Origin of the sequence: Streptomyces sp. 3MP-14 (genome assembly GCF_006334905.2) — a bacterium.
GTDB lineage: Bacteria > Actinomycetota > Actinomycetes > Streptomycetales > Streptomycetaceae > Streptomyces > Streptomyces triticirhizae.
In genome coordinates this window covers 43338-63997 of record NZ_VDLZ02000008.1, presented here as the reverse complement: position 1 = coordinate 63997, position 20660 = coordinate 43338, and the positions used below count along the sequence as shown (strand labels likewise).

The 20660-nt window shown below is 76.3% G+C and carries 11 protein-coding genes and 1 pseudogene; 3 read left to right on the top strand and 9 right to left on the bottom strand.

Features of this window, described 5'->3' with window-relative positions; genetic code table 11:
- Positions 1 to 3: 3 nt before the first annotated feature.
- A complete protein-coding gene (locus tag FH609_RS14980; protein ID WP_193317904.1) occupies positions 4 to 2103 on the bottom strand; it encodes an Hsp70 family protein in 2100 nt (699 codons plus the stop codon).
- Between the two features lie 133 nt (positions 2104 to 2236).
- On the opposite strand from FH609_RS14980, the gene FH609_RS14975 reads away from it, so the two are divergent.
- A complete protein-coding gene (locus FH609_RS14975) occupies positions 2237 to 5341 on the top strand; it encodes an NACHT domain-containing protein (RefSeq protein WP_226961676.1) in 3105 nt (1034 codons plus the stop codon).
- A 55-nt stretch (positions 5342 to 5396) separates the two neighbouring features.
- Here FH609_RS14975 and FH609_RS14970 read toward each other — a convergent pair whose 3' ends face one another.
- The 8 genes and pseudogenes from FH609_RS14970 to FH609_RS14935 form a co-directional block, all read right to left on the bottom strand.
- Complete coding sequence (locus FH609_RS14970) at positions 5397 to 5591, bottom strand: DUF397 domain-containing protein (RefSeq protein ID WP_139667728.1); 195 nt, start codon at positions 5589 to 5591, stop codon at positions 5397 to 5399.
- Positions 5588 to 6124 (bottom strand): annotated as a pseudogene (locus tag FH609_RS14965) (DUF5753 domain-containing protein); the annotation flags it as partial. The pseudogene FH609_RS14965 and the gene FH609_RS14970, both read right to left, overlap by 4 nt.
- 172 nt (positions 6125 to 6296) lie before the next feature.
- Entirely contained in the window at positions 6297 to 8390 is a 2094-nt protein-coding gene (locus FH609_RS14960) for an AAA family ATPase (RefSeq protein ID WP_139667726.1), read from the bottom strand.
- A complete protein-coding gene (locus FH609_RS14955) occupies positions 8387 to 9880 on the bottom strand; it encodes a hypothetical protein (protein ID WP_139667725.1) in 1494 nt (497 codons plus the stop codon). The genes FH609_RS14960 and FH609_RS14955 overlap by 4 nt, the downstream gene beginning before the upstream one ends.
- Positions 9877 to 10710, bottom strand: coding sequence for a 4Fe-4S single cluster domain-containing protein (locus FH609_RS14950; RefSeq protein ID WP_139667724.1), 834 nt, complete (start codon positions 10708 to 10710; stop codon positions 9877 to 9879). The genes FH609_RS14955 and FH609_RS14950 overlap by 4 nt, the downstream gene beginning before the upstream one ends.
- Positions 10703 to 11911 carry a protein kinase domain-containing protein gene (locus FH609_RS14945; RefSeq protein WP_226961675.1) on the bottom strand — a complete coding sequence of 403 codons (1209 nt, stop codon included), beginning with the start codon at positions 11909 to 11911 and terminating at the stop codon, positions 10703 to 10705. The genes FH609_RS14950 and FH609_RS14945 overlap by 8 nt, the downstream gene beginning before the upstream one ends.
- A gap of 7 nt (positions 11912 to 11918) precedes the next feature.
- Positions 11919 to 12719 carry a vWA domain-containing protein gene (locus FH609_RS14940; RefSeq protein WP_139667723.1) on the bottom strand — a complete coding sequence of 267 codons (801 nt, stop codon included), beginning with the start codon at positions 12717 to 12719 and terminating at the stop codon, positions 11919 to 11921.
- A gap of 253 nt (positions 12720 to 12972) precedes the next feature.
- A complete protein-coding gene (locus FH609_RS14935) occupies positions 12973 to 16461 on the bottom strand; it encodes a CHAT domain-containing protein (RefSeq protein ID WP_139667722.1) in 3489 nt (1162 codons plus the stop codon).
- Between the two features lie 192 nt (positions 16462 to 16653).
- On the opposite strand from FH609_RS14935, the gene FH609_RS14930 reads away from it, so the two are divergent.
- Positions 16654 to 20181, top strand: a complete 3528-nt coding sequence (locus FH609_RS14930; protein WP_139667721.1) for a CHAT domain-containing protein — start codon at positions 16654 to 16656, stop codon at positions 20179 to 20181.
- A 58-nt stretch (positions 20182 to 20239) separates the two neighbouring features.
- Positions 20240 to 20626, top strand: a complete 387-nt coding sequence (locus FH609_RS14925; protein ID WP_139667720.1) for a hypothetical protein — start codon at positions 20240 to 20242, stop codon at positions 20624 to 20626.
- Positions 20627 to 20660 lie beyond the last annotated feature (34 nt).

Here is a 20660-nt window from a genome sequence, read left to right as displayed (position 1 = left end):
CGCTCACAGTCTGTGCCGCGCGGAGGAGCGCAGCACGATCGCGTCGGACTCCGGGAGGTCGGGGGTGTTGCCGGTGGTGGGTCGAGTGGGGCGGGCCGGGAAGCAGACCAGCCAGTTGTCGCCCCGGGCGGGCGTGAACGGGAACTCGACGACCGTCGGCGCCCCCGGGTCGATCCGCTGGGGCGGGATCTCGTGCAGCAGCCGGCCCTCGCCCGGGTTGCCGGGTCGGTAGCGGCCGGTGCCGTGCACCACGATCAGCGCCGGCAGGTGGCAGGAGGCGTCGGCCCGGAACGCCAGCCGCGCCACCCGGCCCTTGAGGGTGCGGCGCAGCGAGGGCTCGTAGGAGACGACCGGCGGGCGGGCGGCGACCCGCAGCCGGGCCGGCGGGTCGAACGTCGTGCCGGCCCGGCCGGGGACCAGCGCCTCGACGGTCAGCGAGACGGCGCCGTAGCCGGTGTCCAACTCGAAGCCGCCGTCGTGCTCGTAGGCGCGGCGGGAGCAGGTGGCCTCCCCGGAGCCGGGGCGGCCGTGGGTGCCGCCGTCCTCCAGCCGCCACCGGACCAGCGCCGTCCGACTGCCGGCGGGCCAGACCCACACGACGAGCAGATGGTCGTCGCGGCGGATGGCGTCCAGCTCGGTGACGGGGGTCGGAACGAGGTCTTCGCCGGTGGGTGGGTCCTGGCCGGCGGGCGGCGCCTGGCCGGCGGGACCTGGCTCTTCGGCGGGTCCCGGTCCTGGCTCTTCCGGCGGGGGCGTGAACGGGGGGCGGGGGGCGGTCGGTTCGCGCCGCGCGCCGTCGCCGGGCGGGGGCTCCGGTTCCGGCGGTCGGGTGGGCTCCTCCGGCGGCGGAACGGGGCCCGGCGGCGCGGCGGTCGAACGTTCCTCGGGGGCCGGGACGACCGTGGGTCGGGCGGCCGGACGCGGGTCCGGGTCCTCGACCGGCGGGGGCGCCGCGCGGCGCCCCAGGGGCTCCGGGTCCTCGACCGCCTGCCGCGTGGGCGGGCCCGACTGGACGCGCAGCGGCCCGAGTTGCCGCCACAGCGCGAGGCCGCGCACCACCGCGAACTCCGGTGACTCCGACCGGACACTCATCCCCAGCCGGTCCTCCAAGAGCGCCGCCGTGCCGGGCGCGGCCGCCACGCCGCCGGCCAGCAGCAGCGTGGACGGCGGCACCTCCAACAGCGCGTCCGCCCGCGCCCGCGCCTCCTCCACCGCCTCGTACGCCAGCGCGCGCAGCGGCGCCAGCGCCGCCTCCTCCTCCGCGCGGCTCAGCCGCACCCGGTGCTCGGTGCCCGGCAGCGTCGCCTCCGCGACGTCCTCCTCGCCCCGCGCCAACGCCAACCGCAGCTCCTCGGCGGCGCGCGCCAGCGCCAGCGGCGACACCCGGACGTCCGGCGGGAGTTGGGCCAGCTGCGGCCGGATCGCGGCGGCGACCGCCTCGTCCCAGGCGTCGCCGCCGAGCGGGTGACTGGCGGTGTGCACGATCCGCACCGTCCGGTCGCCCTCGGTGGTGAGCACGGTCAGGTCGAGGCTGGTGCCGCCCTGGTCGTAGACCAGCGCCGAACTCCGCGCCCCGTCCCGGACCGCGCCATAGTGCAGCGCCACCGCCACCGGCTCGGCGAGCACCGCCGCCACCCGCAGCCCGGCGCCCTCGGCGGCGCCCCGCAGCGCCCGTTCGCCACCCGAGGGCGGCAACGACAGGGTCAGCGGCGCCCGTTCACCGTCCGCCGGGCGCACGCCCCCATCGGCCAGTTCGACCAGGGCGGCGAGCAACTGCCCCACCAGCGCGGCCGGCGGCTGCCCCAACACGTCGAGCCCGCCGCCCGCGCCGTCGTTGCCCTGTTCCAGCAGCAGCGAACGGGCCGACAGGGCGACCTCGTTGGGGTGGGTCAACGCCCGTTCCCTGGCCGCCCGGCCCACCTCGAACCCGCCGCCGGGCCGCACCCGAACGGCCGCCGGCACCGCGCCATCCGCCCCACCGACGTCGGCCGGGGCGCCCGCCACGACGGGCTCGCCCCGTTCGTCCAGCCACGCCACCCGGGCGACGCTGCCGCCCAGATCGATCGCGTACACCGTTCCCGACCCCCGTCCGGTTCGCGCCATCCACACCCATGCGACATCACTCTGCGTAAGATGACGTGCTGCGTACGCTAGTTCATGCCCCGTCATCGCCAACAGATCACCGAGGCGGACGATTTGGGGTGTGGGGCGGTTCGGACGGGTGACAGGGAGCGCGATGGTGGTCTCCGAGACGGCGGCGCTGCGGCTGGGGGCCGCCGTGGCCCGGGCGGCGGCCGGGTGGTGGCTCGGGTCCAGGCGGCGGGAGCAGGAGCGGCACCTGTCGATGGAGGAGCTGATCCGCGTCCGGGTGCCGGGAGTTCGGCTCCAGCGGGAGGTCAGGCAGCAGTTCGAGCAGATCACCAACGCGGTGTTCGACCGCCTGGAGCCGCGCCTCGGGCAGGCGTTCGCCCGGCTGGAGGAGAACGGCCGGCAGGCCGTGATCGACGCCGTGGCCGACACGCTCGCCCGCGCCGACCTCTCCGACGACGCGCTGTTCGACGCGAACGCCCGCCCGGCCGAGCTGGTCCGGGCCCTCACCGACGCGTCCAAGGGCCCGGTCGGGCTGAACGAGGCGGAAACCCGGCTCTACGAGGCGCTGTTCGCGGAGTGCGTCGAGTACTACGTGCGCATCGTGCGCAGCCTGCCGGTCTTCGAGGAACGGGCGGCCGCCGAGTTGCTGAGCCGGACGGCGGCCCTGGGCAACAAGGTGGCGTACATCCTCCAACGCCTCCCCGATCGTTCGCTGTTGGCGCCCGAGGGCAGCGACCTGGACACCGACTTCCGGCGCCGCTATCTGGAGCTGGTCAGCCGGAGGCTCGACGAGGTGGAGCTGTTCCGCCGCCCGTCCGACCACACGACCGCGTCCAGGGTCCCGCTGTCCGTCGCCTATGTGAGCCTGCGGACCACCGGGGACGGCGACGCCCGCCCACGCCGCGACGCCGAACGCCTGCGGCCCCACCTGCGGGACTGGGAGCGCGGCGGCGGCGAGCACGCGGGCCGCCGCGTCGAGGCGGCGCTGTCCGACGCGCCCCGGGTGCTGCTGCGCGGCGAGGCCGGCTCGGGCAAGACGACGCTGCTGCGCTGGCTGGCGATCACGGCGGCGCGCGGCGCGTTCCGGGACGAGCTGGCCGACTGGAACGGGCTGATCCCGATCCTGGTCAAGCTCCGCGAGTACAGCGGACGCCGGCTCCCGGCGCCGGCCGCCCTGCTCGACGGCGTGGCCGCCCCGATCAGCGGGCTCGCCCCGAGGGCCTGGGTGGAACGCCAACTCGCGGCAGGGCGAGTCCTGTTGCTCGTTGACGGGGTGGACGAACTCGTCGAGCGCGAGCGCCGCGCCGCCCGCGACTGGCTGCGCGGGCTGCGCGGGCTGCTGGACGCATACCCCGACACCCGGGTGGTCGTCACCTCACGACCAGCCGCCGCCGAAGCGCCCTGGCTGCGCCAGGAGAAGTTCACCGCGCTGCACCTGGACCGGATGACGCCGGCCGACCTGGCGGCCTTCGTCCGCCAGTGGCACCAGGCCGTTGGTGAACTGGGTGACGATCTCCCGTGCCCCGCCGAGGAGTTGCCGCAGTACGAACGGTCGCTGCTCGCCAGCCTCAGGGACCGCGCGCACCTCCAGGCGCTGGCCGGCACGCCGCTGCTCGCCGCGATGCTCTGCTCGATGCACCTCTACCGGGGCCGCCATCTGCCCCGGGACCGCATGGAGTTGTACCGGAATGCGCTGCACACCCTGGTCCACGACCGGGACGCCGTGCGCGACGTGCCCAGCGCGGTGGACAGCCGGCTGAGTCTCGACGACAAGCTGGTCCTGCTGCGAGACCTGGCCTGGCGGCTGTCGGAGAGCAATCGCAGCGAGACCGACCTGGAGCGCGCCGCCACGCACGTCGGCGCGAAGCTGCGCGCGATGCGCCACCTGGACGAGCCGGACGGCGTATCCGTGCTGCGCCAACTCCTGGACCGTAGCGGGGTGTTGCGCTCCCCCGCCGAGGGCCGGCTCGACTTTGTGCACCGCACGTTCCAGGAGTATCTGGCCGCCGAGGAGGCGGCCGAGGAGGACCGCATCGGCAGCCTCGTGGGCCACGCGCACCTTGACCAGTGGCGCGAGACCATCATCCTGGCCGCCGGCCACGCGAACGCCCGCCAGCGGGCGGAACTCCTCCACGGCATCCTCGACCGCGCCGACGCCGAGCCCCGCCACGCCCGGGCACTCCGCCTGCTGGCGGCCTCCTGCCAGGAGACGGTGCGGCTCGTCGACCCGGACCTCGGGGACCGCCTCGACCGGGCGATCGCCCGACTCCTGCCACCCCGACGCGAAACCGACCCACCGGCCCTGGCGGCCGTCGGCCCGACCCTGCTGCGCTCCCTGCCGAGAACGCTGGCCCGACTCACGGAGAAGGCCGCGATCGAGACGGTCCATACCCTGGCCCTGATCGGCGGCGAGGAGTCCCTGGACCGCCTCGCGGGCTACGTGGACGAGAAGCGGACGCGTGTCGTCCGGGAACTCATCGCCGCCTGGGACTACTTCGACGCGGACGCCTATGCCGACCGCGTGCTTGCCCACCTGCCCCTGGCCGGACACGTGGTCAATCTCCATCACCCCGACCAGATTCGCGCGGCCGCCCGACTGCGTTCCGTGACCGGAGTACGGATCCGCCATTCGGTGCGCGGCCTCGAAGGCGTCGCCGACCTGCCGCCGCTGACGCGACTATGGGTGGGGCGCATCACCGGAGCGGCGGACCTCTCCGTGCTCCGCGCCCATCCCCAGCTGGATTCCCTCCTCCTCCTGGGCAGCTACGAGGCACGGGGAACCTCGGTACTCGAAGCACTGACCGGTCTGGAATGGCTTGGTGTCTCGGCCACCGGCGACCTGACGCCCGAGTCGCTGCGGCCGTTGTCCCATCTGGAGCACCTGGAACTGCTGGACGTGCCAGAGTCGTTCGACCTCGGTGGCCTGACCGCCCTTCCCCGGCTGAGGCACCTGGCGTTGACAGGCAACGGGGAGAGCGTTCCTCGGAGTTTCGGGGAGCTGGCCCGCCTGACGGCGCTCGACTCGCTGGAGCTGAACGCCTATGACCTGCGCGACTGGCTTGCCGGTCCCATCAGTGCACCTCCCGCACTCTCCGTGCTGAGGCTGTTCGGTTGTCTCCTGCCCACCGACCCGTCCGTCTTCGCGCGGTTCGAGCACCTGCGTGCACTGCACCTCATCAAGTGCCGGACCCCGGACGGCCCCGTCCGGACCTATCCCGGCATCCTCGGCGTGGACATCAGGATCTACTAACCCAAGCCCCCGAACGGCCAGATCACTTCGGGGGCTTGGCGGCGCCCAGCGCGGGTCAGCGCTTGGTCAGTTCGAGGAACGCGGACCAACTCGCGGTGGGGAAGGCCAGCGCGGGGCCCTGCGCGTCCTTGCTGTCGCGAACGGGGACCACCCCCGCCACACCGTCTGCCACCTCCAGGCATTCGCCGCCGTTGGGGCCGCTGTAGCTGCTGCGGCGCCACACGGGCACAGGGCGTTCACTCGTGGTCATGAAGCGTGGTCCTTGAGTACAGAGCCCAGCAGGCTCACCGAGTCGTCGGGCGAGAGCGCGACCGCCTTGAGCAGATCGTATGCCCGATGGCTCGCCTTCACATCGTCCTGGTCAGCCAACAGATGGCCGCGCGGGAAGGCGTCCACATGCACGACATCGTCGCTGTCCTGGAACCCGAGGATGTTGAACGGTCCACTGGAGCCGGCGTGGAGGGGCACTTCCTGCGGGATGACCTGGAGCACATGCAAGGGGTTCTCGGCGAACGCCAGGAACTTTCTCAGTTGTCCCGCCATGAGGTCACGGTCGCCGACAGCCCGACGGAGGACGTTCTCCTCCACAATGGCCCACACATCCGGCGGGTTCTCCCGGTCCAGGATGCGCTGGCGTTCCATCCGTGCCTCGACCAGATCGTCCAGTATCCGGGGGCGGCCGGCCCGCAGCACGGCCCGTGCGTAGTCCTCGGTCTGGAGAAGCCCGGGGACCAGGTACGGGTGGGACAGGCGAACGGAGGTGGCGCGCATCTCCAGTTCGACATAAGGCCGGAACCACGACCGGACTGGATACGGACTTCCTCGCGGCCCTCGGCCGCGTCGCCGCGAAGGTCGGGTAGGCCGCCGCGGCGCCGGTGGCCGTAAGGGGCGGGCCTCCTACCGTTGCTCTCTCGGGTAGGGGGCCCGCGCGCCGGCCGGCCGCGACCGTGTTCCCTCAGGCCGGGCGGGGCCCCGGCGCCGGCTTCGCCAGGGACACGGTGGCGGCGCCGAACTCGTCGACGTGGACCCGGTGTTCACCGTCCTCGGTCGCGGGGGCGACGACGGACACCAGGAGTCGGGCGCCGGCCGGCGGCTGACGTTCCATCAAGTAGCGGACGACGGCGAGGCGGACGGCCTCCAGTTCGTTGCGGATCTGGCGGCCGCCGTAGGCGCGGCGTTCGGGTGCGACCATCCGTTCGGTGATCCAGGCGTGGAGGCTGGGCCGGTCGAACTCCAGGTGGATCTGGCGGCGTTCGAGGGTGGTGTCGGCGAGGCGGGACAGCAGCCGGTCGGCGATCCGCACGATGTGCGCGCGGCGCAACATGTCGAAGACGACGATGCCCGGCTTGAGGCGGCCGAAGATCTCCGGCCGGCCGATCGCGCGGAACCTCTCCTCGACGGCGCTGGCGAAGTGCGCCTCCAGCGCGGCGTACTCGGTGTCCTCGCCGGTCTCGGCGAGGAGTTCGGGCAGCGCGTCGGCGCCGACGTTGGAGGTGAAGACGATCAGCGTCTGCGCGAAGTGCGCGGTGCGGCCGTGGCCGTCGGTGAGCCGGCCGTCCTCCAGGATCTGGAGGAACTTGTCGAGCACCGCCGGGTGCGCCTTCTCGATCTCGTCGAACAGCAGGACGCTGAACGGGCGTTCCTGCACCCGCCCGGTCAACTCGCCGCCGCGTTCGTAGCCCACGAAGCCGGGTGGCGCGCCGGCGAGGCGTTCGGCGGCGTGTTCCTGCTGGTACTCGCTCATGTCGAAGCGGGCGTAGGCGCCGGGGTCGCCGAAGATCAACCGGGCCAGGGACTTGGCCAGTTCGGTCTTGCCGACGCCGGTCGGGCCGACGAAGAAGAACGTGCCGCGTGGCCGGGCGGCGCCCGAGTCGCCGAAGTCCACGCCGACATAGGCGGCCTGGAGCGCGCCGACCACGGCATCCACGGCCCGGTCCTGCCCGATGACGTCGGCGGCCAACTCCTCGGCCGCCGCCGCGATCCGGCCCCGGTCCAGCTGGGCCCACGGGTCGACGGTGACGTTCAGCCGGTGCTTGCGCATCAGCTCGGCGTGCCGGTCGACGGGGACCCGCCGCAGCCGGGAGGTCTTGGCCAGGGCGTCCAACTCCCAGGCGGACAGGCCGTCCGTCGCGCCCACCAGCCGTTCGAAGTCCTCGCGGGTCGCCTCGTCGGCGCCCCGGAACTGGTCGCGCAGCAGCGAGAACCACAGCCGCCGCTCGCGCTGGTCGGGCGGCCCGAGGTGGAGGGTGACCACGCGCGGGTCGTCCCGCCACAGCCACTCGGGCAGCCGGGACGGGTCGCCCACCACGGTGAGGACGGCGTTGCGGGCGGTGCCGGTGGCGGCGTCCGGCACCACGGCGTCGGTCATGGCGGCGCGCAGCAGCAGATAGCCGGCCGTGGACTCGGGTTGGGTGACGGGCAGCGCGTGGTCCACGTCCTGGAAGACGAACGCGACGGGCGCCCGGGGGCTGGCGGCCACCCGCCGGGCGGCGGCCACGGCGTCGTCGAACGCCGTCAGCCGCCGGGCCGCGCGGGGCGTGAACAGGCCGGCGCGCGCCTCCTCCCGGGCCGCGCCCCGGCGCGTTCTGGCGCCCTCGCGGGCGCCGTCGCCGCGCTCCGGGGCGGCTGCGTCCGACTCGGCCTGGCCGGCGGCGGGTTGGGGGCCGGGCGGCTGAACGGGCTGGTCGCGGGGCGGCGGCAGCTCGCGCATCAGCTGCTCGAAGCGCTCGCGGTGTCCGGGAACGGGGAACCGCAGGCCGTCCACCGGGTCCCACCAGCCGACCACCTCGGCGCCGCGCCGCACCAGCACGGTGACCAGCAGCTCCTGGAACGAGGCCGGCGCGCCGTTCCACCACCAGCGGTCGCGGACCTGGCCGCCGAGGATCACCTGGCGGCCGCGCTCCATCTCCCAGCCGAGGGAGAACGACCACAGCGGCACCAGCGGGTTGGCCAGCGCCGCGCCCTCCCGGTCCTGCGTCTCGGCGGGCTCGGCGGGCTCGGCGGCCGGCTGCTCACGGGGCGGCGGGTGGCCGTCGGGCGGGCCGCTCATCGCGTCCTGCCCTGGCCGGGCAGCGAACGGCCGCCGCCGCGCGGGGGCCTGCCGTCCCAGTCCAACTCGCCCGGCAGGAAGTCGTCGGCCGCCAGCTCCGCGTGCACCCCGTCGAGCAGTTCCTGGGTGGAGCAGGTCGCGACCGGGTTGGGCCCCTCGGGGATGCCTGGCTCGCCGTCGATCGTGTAGCTGAGCGCCGCCTGCCCGTCCTCGTCCACGCGGATGGCGGTGTCGTAGACCGCGCCGTTCATCCGCTCGAAGCGCAGCAGGAGTTGGCCGGGAACCTCGCCGCCCTCGGTGAGGGTGAAGCCCTGGCCGGCCATCGCCTCCTGGAGGGCGCGGGCGAGCGCGGAGCGGCGCTCGTAGGCGAGTAGCAGGTCGTCCAGCCTTGCCTCGGCGCGCGGCAGCAGCTCCTCGACGGCGGCGACGGCCGCCGAAGCGGGCCCGGCCTCGCCCGCCGCCAGCGCCGCGTCGGCCCGGGCCAGCGCGGCCCGCAACTCGTCGGCCAGCGCGGCCTCGTCGAAGTTCTCGGCGGCGTCGGTGATCGCTTCGAGCAGTCCGGGGCGCACCACGTCGAGCCGGTCGGCGGCCTCCGCCAGCTCCTCGGCCCGCTCCTCGGCGAGCGCGGCCTCCCGCTCGGCGCGCTCCTCCGCGTCGCGGTCCGCCCGTTCGGCCTCGGCCCGCGCTCGTTCCTCCGCCTCGGCGCGGGCGCGTTCCCGCTCGGCGTGCGCGCGGGCGGCGGACTCGCGCGCGGCGCGCTCCTCCGCCTCGGCGGCGTCCTCGACCGCGAGGCGGTGGCGGTCCAGCAGGTGCGCGGCGGTGCCGGCCAGGGCCTCGACGCGCACGGTCTCGCCGGCGTCCAGCGCGGCCGCCAGCCGGTCCAGCGCCTCGGCGGCGGCGCGGTGCCCCGCGAGGTCGGCCCGTTCGCCCTCGGCCGTCAACCTGGCCCGGAGCGCGGCGAGTTCGGCCCTGGGGTCCCGGGCGCGTTCCCCGCGTTCCGAGGCGCCGGCCAGCCGCAGCACGCGTTCGCGGAGCCGCTGGATCTCCGCCTCCACCCCCGGCCCCGGGACCTGGGCGCGGAGGCGCTCGGCGAGCCGGGCCGCCTCGGCGGCGGCCTCCCGCCGGTCCGGCGCCGCGTCCTCGGGCAGCCGGTCGAGCAGCTGCTCGACCTCGGCGAGCCGCCGGCTCACCGTCCGGTGCCGCGCCCGACGGTCCTCGTCCGCCCGGCGCGCGTCCTCCTCCGCGCGCCGGCGTGCGCGCTCGGCGTCCTGCCGTTCGCGCGCCTTGGCGCGTTCCTCGTCGTGGTGCCGCTGCCGGGCGGCCCGTTCGGCGGCGCGGCGGCGGCGCTCCTCGGCGCGGCGCTGCCGTTCCGCCGCCCGCTCGGCCTCGCGGCGGCGGCGCTCGGCGGCCTGCGCGGCCCGCCGGGCCCGCCGGCGGGCGGCGGCGGCCGCGCTCACGTCGACGCTGGTGTACATGACCGATCCGCTCATGGCGTCCCCTCCGTCTCGGCTCGTTCCTCGTCGTCCATGTCTCCCTCACCGGTTCCGCCCGCCTCGCCGGCTGTCCCGGTCGGCGGCGCCCCGGCCAACGGCCGGACGGCGTAGCCGAGTTGGCCCAGCCGGTGCTCCAGGTCCGCGCGGAAGCCGGGCGCGGTGGGCACCCCCGCCCAGGAGAACGCGCCGCCGGCGCCGACGGACACCTCGATGCCGGCGCCGGTGTCGGCGCGCCCGGCAGGGTCGACGAGGTCGGCATACCGGTCGGTGAGCGGCAGCAGCCGCTGGTTGTCCGAGCCCCGCCACAGCAGGTCGCCGTGGCGGGCCTCCACATACGGGCCGTCCACCAGCAGGTCCAGCCGGTCCAGGAGCGCGCGTTGGCCGGGCGTGCCCCGGCGCAGCGCCTCCAGCCGGAACCCGGAGTACGCCATCGCCGTCAGCCCGGGCCGGCGGGCGCGCACCGCGTCCAGCAGCTCGGCGAGCGCGCCGGCCTGGCCGAACGGCTCCCCGCCGGAGAGCGTGACGCCCTCGATGTCCGGCAACGCGGCCAGCCAGTCGGCGAGTTCGGCGACCTGGCGCAGCTGGCCGCCGGAGAACGGGAGGGTCTCCTCGGCCAGGCAGCCTCGGCAGCGCAGCGGGCAGCCCTGCACCCAGATCACGGCGCGCCAGCCGGGCCCCAGCACGCCGCACCGGTCGAGGAGCCGGCTGATCCGCAGGGTTCCGGCGGCCTCGTTCGGCACGTTTGGCTCGGCCGGCACGTTCGGCTCGTTCGGCTCGGCCGGCACGTTCGGCTCGGCCGGCACGTTCGGCTCGCTCCGTTCAGCCATCGCCGCACCCGCCCCTCCTGCCGTCGAGGCCCGGGACCGGGCCGCGCCGGCGGGCGGTGGGCGGGGCGGCGTGCGGGGCGGCGGGGCGGGGCTCGTTCGCCGCCGGCCCGCCGTTCGTGCGCGCGAGCGGCGCGGGCAACTCCTCTTCCCGCCGCGCCTGTTGGTCGCACCAGGGGCACCAGGGGCGTTCCACGCTGTGCCGGTGCCCCGGGTCGCGCCCGCACGCCACCAGCCGCGCCGGCGCCAACTCCCGCCGCAGCGCCAGCGCCCACTCCGTCGGCGAGGGCCGGACGGAGGGGTCGCGGCGGCCGGCCGCGTCGAACGCCCGCCGGAACAGCCGGTAGAGGCCAGCCGGCAGCAGGTCGAGCGGCGGGGCGAAGCGCGGCAGCACCACCGAGGCCCGGTCGACGAGGCGGCAGCGGCCGCGCAGCAGATTGTCGTCGAACGAGACATACGGGCTGCCGTCGGCCGGGTGGCCGTGGAACGGGTGCAGCCCGTCCATCAGCAGCTGGTGCGCCAGGACCGCCAGCACGAAGCTGTCCGAGGCCCGGTCGGGCAGCGCCTCGCTGTCCACGCACTCGGGCGCGGTGTAGCCGGCGCTGCGCATCCGGCAGGGGAACGTCTCGGCGCCGTCCACGAACTGGAGCGAGTCGACGTCCGCCAGCGCGACCGCGCCGGCCGCGTTCACCCACAGGTTCTCCGGCTTCAGGTCCCCGACGACATACCCCTCGGCGTGCAGGTCGGCGAGGAGTTCCGCCAGGCTGGCGGCGGCGCGCAGCGCGGTCGCCCAGGTCGCGGCCGGCAGGTGGGCGCGGCGGGCGGCGGGCGACAGCAGGCACTCCAACGGCTGGTGGGTGACGCGCAGGTCCGGCATCAGGCAGCCGACGGCCGTGCCGCGCTCCGTGGTGACGATCTCCAACGGCCAGGCCAGGCGCGGCGGTTGGCCGGCCGGCAGCAGCCTGCTGGTCCTGGGTTCGCGGGCCTGCCGCAGCAGGCGGTCCAGCCGGCGCCGGTAGGCGGCCGGGTCGCGCGGGCGGGGCACCACCTTGGCGACCAGGCCGGGCGCGCGGTGGACGGCGTAGACCACTCCCTCGGAGCCGCTGCCCACCTCCTCGGTCAGCAGCCACTCGCGGCCGGTCCGGGACCGCACCCTGATCGCCATGGTCAGCAGCCCCCGAGCGCCGCGACCGTTGCCACCCATGCCGTGGTCACAGCAGGTCCACCTCCAGGTCGCGGAGCGCGCGCCGCTCCTCCGCCTCCCGCGTCACCTCGTCGTGGACCTCGCCCGAGGTGGTGACCCGGCCGACCCGGACCGAGCTGCGGACCAGGAACTTCAGGATCTCCGTGAAGTTCACCCCCTCCAGCATCAGCGTGCCGCGCGGCGCCAACACCTCCAGCAGCTCGCGGTCCGCGCCGCGCACGCCGATCGCCAGGAAGACGCAGTCCTCCGGCGGCCCGGCGGCCTCGACCGCGCGCAGCCGGCCGGCCATCGGCGCCAACTCCTCGGCGTCCAGCGGCCGTCCGTCCTCGTCGCTCGGCGCGCCGTCGGTCAGCAGCCACACCAACGGGCGCAAGCCAGGCACCCGTTGCTCCGCCAGCTGCCGGCGGCGGCCGGCGGCCAGCCGCAGCGCGACATCGAGGGCGGGCAGCAGCGCGGTGTAGCCGTCGGCGCGCAGCTCGGGCGGCTCCAGCCGGCCGACGGGAACGAAGTCCCGTGCGGGGTCGGCGTGTTCGGCGTCCACCAGCGTGCCGGCGACCGGGTCGAAGACCCGCACCTCGGAGCCGAAGGCGATCAGGCAGACCTCGACCTGCTCCCGCATCCGCGCCTGCGCGGCCACCCGCGTGGAGAAGTCGGCCAGGGCGGCGTTGACCTCGGCGATGCGCGGCGCTTCGGCGGGGCGCGCCATCGAGGCCGAGACATCCAACACGATGATGATCGGCTGCCGTTCGTAGAGCCCCGAGGGGCCCGCGGCCCCCGAGCCGAGTTCCGGCCCTTCCGCCGTGGTCATCCTTAGGTCACCTCCTCCGTCTCGCCCTCCCGCGCACCGCGCCCGCCGGCTTCCCTGACCGCGCGGCTTCCCCGGACGCGAGGCTTCCCCGGCCGGCGCGGTGCCAAAGGTCCATTGAAGCCGCCCGGGCCGGTCGGCGGGCGGCATTTCCTGGGTGAGTACCGGGCAAGTCCCGGTCGGTTGCCGGTCGTTGCGCGCCCGTTCCGCGCCCATCCGCGCCCGTCCGCGCCCATCCGCGCCCGTTGCCACGTGCTCAGGCCGGCCCCGGGTTGCCCTGGTGGATGAACGGCGCCCAGCAGACGAGGCGGCTCAGCTCCGGCCGCTCCGCCTCCCGCCGCAGCCGGCCGACGACGCCGGGCGGGGGCGTGCGCGCCGGGTCGAGCATCCACAGCTGGGCGGCGCGCAGCGCGTCCGGCGGCGCCAGGCCGCCCGCCGTCAACCGGTCGTGGAAGACGGCCATCAGCAGCGCGGCGGCGCCGTCCGTCGCGGTCCAGCGGGTGCCCACCGCGTCGGCCGCGCCCCGGGCGACAAACGCGGTGGTGAGGGTGAGCGCCTCGTCGTGGTCGCGGGTGCTCAGGTCCGTCTCGCAGGCGCTGAGCACGACCAGCGGGCCGGGCTCCGCCGCGCCGGGCCTGGCCCCCGGCCGTCCTTCCGGCCGGTCCAGCACCCGCGCCACGGTCAGCCGGCCGGCCAGTTCCAGGGCCGAGACGGTGGGCCTGGCCCCGGCCGAGCCGTGCGAGGCGATGTGCAGCAGCGAGGCGGCCGGGCCGGCGCCGCCGGGCAGCACGGACAGCAGCTCCTCCGGCGTTCCCCCGCCCGCCACCGGCACCGACTCGTCCACCAACTCGCCGTAGAGAACGGCCCGTTCGTAGCAGTTGGCGCGCAGCGTCGTCACCTCGTCCACCGCCCACAGCAGCCGCAGCGTGGGGTCGGCGACGAGCACGGGGCGCTCGCCGGGCGGCACGCGCCGCCGCCCGGCCGCCGCGCGGAACTGCGCGCCGGAGGCGGCATAGCTGAACACCGCGCGTTCCAGGGCGTGTTGGCCGCCCGGGAGGCGGGCGGCGTGCCAGGGCACCACGCCCAGGTCGCCGCAGGAGACCAGCACCAGGCGGGGCGGCGGCGCGTCGGCCGCGTGGCCCGGGGTGGCCCGCACCCGGTCCAGCAGCGGCCCCATCACCTCGCGCCCCGCCCAGCCGCAGACGCGCTCCAACGCGGTCTCCCAGGCGGCCTGTTCGGCCGGCTCGCCCGGCCGCTCGGAGCGGCGCGCGGCGGCCGCGAGGTAGTCCTCGACCGGTCCCAGCGCGTCCCGTTCCAACCCGGGGAGCCGCAGCGCCCGTTCGGTTCCGGCCTCGGGCCCGACCACGAGGGCGGCGCCCGGCAGCAGATACACCAGGGCGTCGGCGCCGCCGGCCGCCACCGCCCCGCACAGCTCGGGCAGCTCGGGCACGGCGAGCAGTTCGGTCAGTTCGTCGCCGAGCGCGGCGAGCGCCCGGCGGCGCAGCGCGCCGGGAACGACCTCGTCGGGGCTGCCCAGTTGGGCCAGCAGCGCCTCGGGCCCCTGCGGCGGCGCCCCTCGTGGCGCGCGCTCCGCCCGGCGCCACTCCTCGGCCAGTTCCCGGTGGCCCAGCGCGGCGAGCCGTTCGGGCACGCTCGCCGAGGCGGTCGCGGCCCGCAGCACCAGCGCCCGGCCCGCCTCCAACGCGGCGACGGCCTGCGGCAGTTGGCCCGCGTCGATCGCCCAGGAGGCGATGCGCAGCCCCCGGTTGGCGCCGTCCCGTGCCGCCCGCAGCGCGTGTTCGGCGCCCACCTGGATCAGCACGTCCTCGGCGACCCGACGCAGCGAACGCAGCCCCGCGTCGATCGCGGCCCGGGTGTCGACGCGCACCCGTTCCTCGTACAACTCGGCCTGCCGCCAGGCCAGTCCGGTGGCCCCCGTCCCGCCGGGCTCCTCCTCCAGCTCCTCCTCGGCGCGTACCAACTCGACGATCGCCTCGTCGAGTTGGGAACGGAGTCCGGTCATCGCATGGGTGGCCCTGAGGACTTCGGCGAGCCCCCAGCGCAGCTGCGTCCGTTCACCGGGGAGCGGCTCCTCGCCGATCTCGCCGAGGGCGGCGCGGGCCCGTTCGGCCAGCCCGGTGAGCCGCGCGGGGTCCGACTCCCCGACCGCGCCGACGGCCAGCAGGCCGGGCAGCGAGCGGTTGAGCGCCGCGTGCAGGGGGCCGGGCAGGGATCGTTCGCGCACCACCCGGTCGTAGAGGTCGAGCGCCTCCCGCACCAGGCGCGGGTCGCGCAGGCGCACGGCGCGCTGGCTGTGGGCGAGGGCGATATGGGAGAGCACGATGCCGTGGGCCGGGTGCGCCTCGCCGATGCGTTCGGCGGTCGCGCGGAGTTCGGCGACCGTCGCGTCGAAGGTCCGGATGAACTCCTCCTCGTCGCCCTCCTCGGCGACCTGGCTCAGCCGGGTGGCCAGCCAGGTCGCCCGCAGCAGCACCCGCAGTTCATCGGTCGGGTTCTCCTCCGCCGTGGCCGGCTGGCCGGCCGGTTCGGGCACGACGGCGGCCAACGCCCCCAGCAGCGCCTCCTGGTCCCGGCGGCTGCCGCCCTGCCAGTGGGAGATCATCGGGAGCAGCGGCACGAGCAGCGAGGCCAGCTCCGGATCGTTCTCGCCGAGGCGCTCCAACAGCGGGCCGACTTCGGCGAGTTGTTCCGAACCGCCGGTGCGCATGGCCAGCATGACCGAGCCGAGGGCGGCGAGCACCGGCTCCAGCCCCGCCACCACCGCGCCGGCCCCCGGGCCCCGGGCGGTCAGCGTCTCCACGGCCTCCCGCAGCTGCTCCGCGCCGGCGAAGCCGGGCTCCGCCGACTCTTCCAGCAGCGCCATGAGCGCCGCGAACCCCGCGGTCCCCGCGACCCCTGCGGTCCCGGACGCCGAGGCGGGCGGCGGGTCGTGGTCCGGCGGCCGGTCGTCGTCCGACGGCTCGTCGTTCCCCGTCGGCCGGTTGAGCGGCTGTTCCGGGAGGCCGCTCAGGAGCGTGCGCATCGACGCGAAGATCTCCCTCCCCCGCTCGCCGTCCGGCAGCGTCTCGGGCATGGTCTCCTCGGCGCGCTCGGCGACGTGCAGCGCGTCCGTGGTGGTGCGGGCCGAGTGCAGCGACCTGGCCGTCGACACAAGCCAGGTCAGGGACGCCAGCGTGCCGGCGAGATGGTCGGGCACCTCGGCGGAGCGCAGGTCGGGCAGCAGGCTCTCCAACTCCGCGAAGACCGCCCGGAGGCGTGGGCTGTCCGGGTCGAGGCCGAGTTCGGGGGCGCTCCCCAGCAGCCCGTCCATCCGGGGCACGGGCCCGCCGCCGGTCGGCATGGCCTGGGCCGCCGGCATCAGCAGCAGAGCCAGCATCCACGCCGTGCACAGCCGGTCCTCGGCGCCCAGCCGGGAGGGCCCGTCCGTTCGGCGGGCGGCCCGCAGCATCCGGATGGCCCGCTCCCGGTCGCGCGCCGCGTCCTCCTCCTTCTCGAAACGCGAGCGCACGATGTGCCGCAGCCCGTAGAGGCAGCCGAGGCGGGACCGGATCGTCGCCGCCAACGGGTCGCCCGGCTCCAGGTTCCGGGCCGCCTCGGCCAGTTCGAGGATGGTCGGGTCCAACTGCGCCCGCCGGCGCGCCCCATCGCCGGGGCTGCCGCGCTCGCCCGTGAAGAACGGCCGCACCATGCCCTCCGAGCGCACCAACGCCTCAGCGATCCCCACCCTGTTGCCCCTCCCCGTTTCCCCGTTCCGCCGGCCCCTGCTCGAACACCCTTCCCACCCGTGCTCCGTTTCTCGCCCCCTTCGCCGGGCGTTTGCCGGTCAACTTCCGGTCGCCGACGCGGGTTTGCCGGGTGCGGCGCGCGCGGCTGGTCTTGGATGGGGAGATCCGGAGGGCCGGAAGGGGGCGCCGCGATGGGGCACGACGACGACGGCGAGCGGGGCGCGGCGCCCGGGGTGCGCGCCTGGGCGGAGGTCGCGGTCAGCCAGGCCGATGTGCTGCTGCGCGGCGGGGGCGAGGGGCTGCACCAAACCGCCAAGCAACTAACCACCATCGAGGGCTTGTTGCCTGAGGACGACCCGCTCAGGGCGGCCGTCGTGCCACGCCTGGGCCTGCTGCTGGTCCTGCGCGACGGCGAGGGCGACCGCGAGGCCGCCCTGCCGCGTCTGCGCTGGACGCACCAACACCGTTCGAACGGCGACCCGTTGGCGGTGCGGGCCCGCCTCGCGCTGCTACGTCACCTGGCCCCATCCCCCGACTCGGTCACCGAACCGCTGCGGGAGAGCGCCCTGTTCGGGGCCGACGCGGCGCCGCTGGCAGAAGCCCTCGGCCGTCATCGGGAGGAGATCGGGGCGATCCTGGACCGCCTCGACGCCGCCCCACTCGAACCCGTCCTGCGCACGCGCCTCGGCTTCTTCCGGCGGCTGATCGCCCAGGCGGACGCGGGCCGGCCCGACGCGGCCCCCGCCGATCTCGTCGGCGCCGCGCCCGGGGGCGTTCCGCCGGCGTTCCGGACGCTGCTGGGAATGCTGGGCGGCGCGGCCGGGGCCGGGGAGGAGGAGTTGGCCCGGCAGGGCGCCACCGGGCCCGAGCGGCTGCGCGCCCTCCTCGCCGGGCTGGACCGGCTGCTCGCCACGCTGCCCCACACCGCCCCCGATCGGTCCGAGTTGGCGAAGCTGCGCTCCTATCTTCGGCTGCTGCTGAGCACCCTGGACCCGACCGCGCCGGCCTGGGACGAGGCGGACGCGGCCGACGCCGAGCCGGTGACCGGGGACAGCCCCGGCCCGAGCTGGCCCGGCCGCGCCGAGCAGGAACGCGCCCTCGCCGCAGCCGGCGACTCTCTGTGCGCCCTCCGCGAGGGCGATCCCGCCCTGCTGGAACGCGCGGCGGCCGCGATGCTGGAGGCCGTCGAGGCGCTGCCCGAGGACAGCCGGGAGGGCCAGTTGGCGCGGACCCAACTCGCCGGCGTGCTCGGGCAGGCGCGGCGGCTCTCCGGCAGCCTCCAGGACTCCGACGCCTCGGCCGCCCTCACCCGCGCCACCCGCGCGGTGCTGGACCGCGACCGGCGCGGCCCGCTGCCCGACGCCTCGCCGCTCAACGTCCAACTGGCCGTCGACGCCGCCTTCCTGGAGCTGGATCTCGCGAGCAGGGAGGACGACCCGGCCGTGGCGCCCCGGCTGATCGGGGAGTTGGGCCGCCTCCACGAGGCGCTGCCGCCCGAGGACCCGACGCGTTCGGCAGTGGGGCTGGCCCTGGGCCTCGCCCACCGGCAGCACGCCCTGCGGGCGGAGGGCGGGGAACGCGCCCAACGGCTGGGCCGGGCCCGGGCGTTCCTGCGGGCGGGCGCCCACGCGACCGGGGGCCCGTTCGCGCACCTCCCTGTGCTGCGGCGCGCCGTGGTGCTGGCCCAGGTGTCCGAGTTGGAGCCCGACCAGGAGGCCGCCGACGAGGCGATCGCCGCGCTGCGCACGGCACTTGAGGGGCCGGGCCTCGTCCACGGGCAGGAGGCGGTGCTGCGGTTCCTGCTCGGCCAGACGCTGCTCCGCGCGGCCCTGCTCGGCAACGACGCCGAGGCGCTCGACGCCTCCGTCGCCGAGCTGGAGCGCGCCGACCGCCTCGCCGCCACCGGCTCAGGGGCGCTCCGCAGGTCCGACGCGCTGGCCGAGCTGTCGAGCACCCTGCTCGCCCGCCACCACATCGGCGCGCACCTCGGCGCCGACCCGGAGCGCGTCCGCGCCGACCTGACCGCCGCGCTGGCGAAGGGACATGCCGCGCTGGTCGAGAGCGCCGAGGACGTGCTGCTCCAACTGGGCGCCGAACACGGCCTGTTGGTGGCCCGCGCGGGCGCGGCCCACGGGCGGCGGCTGGCGCACGAGGCGGCGCACGCGGGCCGCGCCGCCGAGGCCGTGGCGGCGCTGGAGCTGGGCCGTTCGATGGTGCTGCGGGCGGCGGCCGCCTCCCGCACCGTGCCGGGGCTGCTGGAGGACGCGGGCCAGCCGGAGCTGGCGGCGGAGTGGCGCGCGCAGGTGCCGACCGACCTGCTGCGCCCCGGCGCGGCGGAGGCGTTTCTCGCCCGGTCGGCCCGGCGGGACGGGCCGCCGGTGCCGAGCGCGCTGCGGCGCCGGGCGCTGGCCGCGCTGCGCGCGTCGAACGGCCGCGCGCCGGCGCGCACGCCGGGCGTGCCGGAGTTGGCGGCGGGCCTGGCGGCCACCGGCGTGGACGCGTTGGCCTATCTGCTGCCCGCCGCCGGGGAGAACGGCAACGGCTACGCCGTGCTGCTCCGCCCCACCGGCGAGGCGCCCACCGTGCTGCGGCTGCCCGGCCTGACCCTGGCCGACCCGACGCTGAGCGCCTATCTGGACGCGGCCGCGCACCGCTCCCGGGAACCGGAGGACGCCAACGGCGAGGCGCGCTGGCGGAGTTCGCTGGACGCGCTCTGCGACTGGGCCGGCCCGGTGGTGATGGACCCGCTGTTGCGCGCCGTTCCGGGCCGGGCCGACGGCGCCGACCCCCGGATCGTGCTGGTGCCCTGCGGGCCGCTGGGCGTCGTCGCCTGGCACGCGGCCCGGGTGCGCGGCGGCGAGGCCAACGGCGGTGGCCGGGAGCGGCGTTACGCCTGCGAGCGGGCCGTGATCAGCTATGCCGCCTCCGGCGCCGAACTCCTCCGCGCCGCCGGCCGCCGCAGGCAACCGGCCGTCGCCGGCGGCCAGGTGCTGGTCAGCGACCCCGAACTCACGCTGCTGTGGGCGGAGTTCGAGGCGGAGGCGCTGCGCGCCGCGTTCTACCCCGGGGCGTCGCGCTACGGGGAGTTCCCCTCGGACGCCGACACCCCGCCCGACGCGGCCGGCACCCCGGACGACCTGCTCGCCGTCCTCCCCGGCACCGAAGCCGGCACCGACGCCGGCAGAGACGGCGGCCCAGGCCCCGGTCCCGCCGTGGTGCACCTGGCCTGTCACGCGACCGCCGGCCCGCTGCCCACCCGTTCCGCGCTGCGCCTGGCCGACGGCCGGGCGCTGACCGTGGCCCGGCTGCTGGAGGACGCCGACGCGCCGGGCGCCGCCGGGCCGCTGGTGGTGCTCAGCGCCTGCGAGACGGACCTCAGCACCCGCGACCACGACGAGGCGTTGACCCTCGCCACGGCCCTGGTGGCCCGGGGTGCCGTCGATGTCGTGGGCTCCCGCTGGGCCGTCAACGACGGGGCGAGCGCGGTGCTGATGACCGCGTTCCACCACTTCCTCGCCGACCGTGGCCTGGCCCCGGCGGACGCCCTGCGGGCCGCGCAACGCTGGATGCTGCGCCCCGAGGACCGGGTCCCGCTCCCGCTGACCGACGCCATCCGCCACGAGGCCGGCCGCCCCGACCTGCCCGACGTCCACCTCTGGGCGGCCTTCACCCACCAGGGCAACCCGGCCCCGGGCGGCGGAGGTTCCACCCTGCGGTGAGTTCCGGCCCTGTCAAGAAGGCACGTTTCGGCCGACCTTGCGCGGTTACCCGAACGTTATGACCACACGGAGCGAAGCACGGAAGAAGAGCGAAGCGCACGAGAAGGCCCAGGAGGCCCACGCGAAGGACGAGTCGAAGGACGACCGGCCGGCCCCGCTCAGGGTCGCCGAGGCCGGCGCGCGTTCGGCCGGCGAGGCCGGCAAACGGGCGGGCCGCGCGGCGGCCTCGCGCTGGGAGACCGGCCAACGGGCCGTCGTCTCCACCGCGCACCGGGCGGCCTCCGGCGTCGGCACGGCGTGGACCGCCGTCAGACATCACAAGGTGGCCGCCGCCGGGACCGCCGTCGGCGTCGTCGGCCTGGCCGGCGGGGCCTTCGCCCTGGGCCGCGCCAGGGCCCGCGCCCACGCCGGCCCCCTGACCCGGCTCACCGGCGGCCGCATCTGAGCCGCGCGGGGCCGGGCCGGACCCACACCACGCC

Coding starts and splice junctions, on each gene's coding strand:
- FH609_RS14980 (WP_193317904.1), bottom strand. CDS start 2,103: ATGGCGCGAACCGGACGGGGGTCGGGAACGGTGTACGCGATCGATCTG.
- FH609_RS14930 (WP_139667721.1), top strand. CDS start 16,654: ATGGGGCACGACGACGACGGCGAGCGGGGCGCGGCGCCCGGGGTGCGC.
- FH609_RS14955 (WP_139667725.1), bottom strand. CDS start 9,880: ATGAGCGGATCGGTCATGTACACCAGCGTCGACGTGAGCGCGGCCGCC.
- FH609_RS14940 (WP_139667723.1), bottom strand. CDS start 12,719: ATGACCACGGCGGAAGGGCCGGAACTCGGCTCGGGGGCCGCGGGCCCC.
- FH609_RS14925 (WP_139667720.1), top strand. CDS start 20,240: ATGACCACACGGAGCGAAGCACGGAAGAAGAGCGAAGCGCACGAGAAG.
- FH609_RS14950 (WP_139667724.1), bottom strand. CDS start 10,710: ATGGCTGAACGGAGCGAGCCGAACGTGCCGGCCGAGCCGAACGTGCCG.
- FH609_RS14945 (WP_226961675.1), bottom strand. CDS start 11,911: ATGGGTGGCAACGGTCGCGGCGCTCGGGGGCTGCTGACCATGGCGATC.
- FH609_RS14970 (WP_139667728.1), bottom strand. CDS start 5,591: ATGACCACGAGTGAACGCCCTGTGCCCGTGTGGCGCCGCAGCAGCTAC.
- FH609_RS14960 (WP_139667726.1), bottom strand. CDS start 8,390: ATGAGCGGCCCGCCCGACGGCCACCCGCCGCCCCGTGAGCAGCCGGCC.
- FH609_RS14975 (WP_226961676.1), top strand. CDS start 2,237: ATGGTGGTCTCCGAGACGGCGGCGCTGCGGCTGGGGGCCGCCGTGGCC.